1 protein-coding gene is annotated in these 2,839 nt (G+C 63.1%); it reads right to left on the reverse strand.

Going from position 1 to position 2,839, the window contains the following annotated elements; translation table 11 throughout:
* Nucleotides 1-2,823, reverse strand: a 2,823-nt coding sequence (locus tag ACB037_RS21190; protein ID WP_371175895.1) for a beta strand repeat-containing protein, incomplete at its 3' end; no start/stop codon positions are given.
* Between the last annotated feature and the right edge of the window lie 16 nt (nucleotides 2,824-2,839).

The following is a 2,839-nucleotide window of genomic DNA, read 5'->3' on the forward strand; positions in this document are numbered from 1 at the left end:
GGCATCCAGACTGATGCCGTTGGCATCGGTCTGGCCCGCCAGAATGGTGTATTGGAACAGCAAGGAGGCCGTGCCACTGCCCGAGACGTAATCGGCGTAGACGGTGCTGCCACCGACATTCAGCGCCACACGAGGTGTGCCGCCCGTGGTATCGACCACAGTGGCTTCATCCAAGGTCACGGTGACGCTGACCACGTCACCGGCATTCAGGGTGCTGTTCTGTGCACCGCTTGCCCCACTGATGGCGATGCTGCTGACTGTCGGTGCGGTTTCATCCACCAAATCGTTGATAGCCAGGGTGACGGTTTGCTCGCTGGCATTGCCCGCCGCATCGGTGGCCACCACGGTGAAGCTGTAACTGGCTTTAGTCTCGTAGTCCGGGTTGCCAATCAGGGTCACGGCACCTGTGGCGGCATTGATGCTGAACTGCGCCGCATCCGCACCGGGCTTGATGCTGTAGCTGGTACTGCCGGTCACGACGTCGTCGGTGTCAGTGCTGGTGACGGTGTAAACGACTTGGCCTGCCCCACTGTTCTCGCTGATAGCTGTTGCAGTAGAAGCGGAGGTAATGGTCGGCGCTGTGTCATCCAGATTGTTGACTCCCAAGGTAACCACCTGCTCGCTGGCGTTGCCCGCCGCATCGGTGGCCACCACGGTGAAGCTGTAGCTGGCCTTGGTCTCGTAGTCCGGGTTGCCCGTCAGGGTCACCGCGCCCGTGCTGGCGTTGATGCTGAATAGCGCAGCATCGGCACCCGCCTTGAGGCTGTAAGTCACGGTGCCTGCATCCGTCGACGCTGCGGTGTAGACAATCTGCGCAGTGCCACTGTTTTCATCAATGGCGGTGGCGCTAGCCCCCGAGGTAAAGCTTGGTGCGGTCGTGTCGACCAGGTAGCCGGCGTTATCCGCCACCACACCATGAGCCAGATTGGCGGCATTGCCCGCTGCATCACGCAACGTGCCGCCGTTTGCTTGCAGTGCATCGGCATCCAGACTGATGCCGTTGGCATCGGTCTGGCCCGCCAGAATGGTGTATTGGAACAGCAAGGAGGCCGTGCCACTGCCCGAGACGTAATCGGCGTAGACGGTGCTGCCCCCGATATTCAGCGCCACACGGGGTGTGCCGCCCGTGGTATCGACCACAGTCGCTTCATCCATGGACACGGTGACGCTGACCACGTCACCGGCATTCAGGGTGCTGTTCTGTGCACCGCTTGCACCGCTGATGGCGATGCTGCTGACTGTCGGTGCAGTTTCATCCACCAAATCGTTGATAGCCAGGGTGACGGTTTGCTCGCTGGCATTGCCCGCCGCATCGGTGGCCACCACGGTGAAGCTGTAACTGGATTTAGTCTCGTAGTCCGGGTTGCCCGTCAGGGTCACAGCGCCCGTGGTGGCATCGATGCTGAACAGCGCCGCGTCCGCTCCCGCCTTCAGGCTGTAACTGGTGGTGCCGGTCACGATGTCGCCGCTGTCGGTGCTGGTGACGGTGTAAACCACCTGCCCGGCGCCGCTGTTTTCATTGATGGCGCTGGCCGTGGTCCCCGAGGTGATGGTCGGCGCCACTTCGTCCAGGTTGTTGATGCCCAAGGTGACCACCTGCTCGCTGGCATTGCCCGCCGCATCGGTCGCCACCACGGTGAAGCTGTAACTTCCCTTGGTCTCGTAGTCCGGGTTGCCCGTCAGGGTCACTGCCCCTGTAGTGGCATTGATGCTGAACAGCGCCGCGTCCGCCCCCGCCTTCAGGCTGTAGCTGGTGCTGCCGGTCGCGATGTCGCCGCTGTCGGTGCTGGTGACGGTGTAAACCACCTGCCCGGCACCGCTGTTTTCATTGATGGCACTGGCCGTGGTCCCCGAGGTGATGGTCGGCGCCACTTCGTCCAGGTTGTTGACCCCCAAGGTGACCACCTGCTCGCTGGCATTGCCCGCCGCATCGGTGGCCACCACGGTGAAGCTGTAGCTTCCCTTGGTCTCGTAGTCCGGGTTGCCCGTCAGGGTCACCGCACCTGTAGTGGCATTGATGCTGAACAGCGCCGCGTCCGCCCCCGCCTTCAGGCTGTAGCTGGTGCTGCCGGTCGCGATGTCGCCGCTGTCGGTGCTGGTGACGGTGTAAACCACCTGCCCGGCACCGCTGTTTTCATTGATGGCACTGGCCGTGGTCCCCGAGGTGATGGTCGGCGCCACTTCGTCCAGGTTGTTGACCCCCAAGGTGACCACCTGCTCGCTGGCATTGCCCGCCGCATCGGTGGCCACCACGGTGAAGCTGTAGCTTCCCTTGGTCTCGTAGTCCGGGTTGCCCGTCAGGGTCACCGCACCTGTGGTGGCATTTATGCTGAACAGCGCCGCGTCCGCTCCCGCCTTCAGGCTGTAGCTGGTGCTGCCGGTCGCGATGTCGCCGCTGTCTGTGCTGGTCACGGTGTAAACCACCTGCCCGGCGCCGCTGTTTTCATTGATGGCGCTGGCCGTGGCCCCCGAGGTGATGGTCGGGGCCACTTCGTCCAGGTTGTTGACCCCCAAGGTGACCACCTGCTCGCTGGCATTGCCCGCCGCATCGGTGGCCACCACGGTGAAGCTGTAGCTTTCCTTGGTCTCGGAGTCCGGATTGCCAATCAGGGTCACGGCACCTGTGGCGGCATTGATGCTGAACAGCGTCGCATCCGCTCCCGCCTTCAGGCTGTAGCTGGTGCTGCCAGTCGCGATGTCGCCGCTGTCGGTGCTGGTGACGGTGTAGACCACCTGCCCGGCACCGCTGTTTTCATTGATGGCACTGGCCGTCGCCCCCGAGGTGATGGTCGGCGCCACTTCGTCCAGGTTGTTGATGCCCAAGGTGACTACCTGCTCG

The sequence above is a fragment of the Aeromonas sp. S19(2024) genome, from assembly GCF_041402625.1.
Classification (GTDB): domain Bacteria; phylum Pseudomonadota; class Gammaproteobacteria; order Enterobacterales; family Aeromonadaceae; genus Aeromonas; species Aeromonas caviae.